This is a genomic window from Terrisporobacter mayombei (assembly GCF_020748465.1).
GTDB lineage: Bacteria > Bacillota > Clostridia > Peptostreptococcales > Peptostreptococcaceae > Terrisporobacter > Terrisporobacter mayombei.
The window spans coordinates 1-313 of sequence record NZ_JAHZMP010000314.1; the positions used below are offsets into that span (position 1 = coordinate 1).

A 313-nucleotide genomic window follows, 5' to 3' on the forward strand; every position below is an offset into this window, starting at 1 on the left:
CTTGACCAGTTATTAAAGTTGATATTTTTAAAAGTTATCTTCTTTATATGATATATTTTTTAAGAAGTTTATCTTCTTCTTGTATAATGTCATATCACTAAATGTTATGCAGTTTTCAAAGTACTAAAATGCTTCGCATATCGTCAACGTCTAGCCATTCACATTCGTTCATGTCTATCCCGTTTATCAAAGCACTTATTTTGAGTTTTCATAAAGAACCCTCAAAATTAAACAGTAGGTTAATTCTCCCTAGAAAGGAGGTGATCCAGCCGCACCTTCCGATACGGCTACCTTGTTACGACTTCACCCCAGT

Annotated in this window: 1 rRNA gene; it reads right to left on the minus strand. The window is 34.2% G+C overall.

Annotation, left to right across the window (positions count from 1 at the left end):
- Window positions 1-253: 253 nt before the first annotated feature.
- Window positions 254-313, minus strand: a 16S ribosomal RNA gene (locus tag K0039_RS21780); the annotation flags it as partial.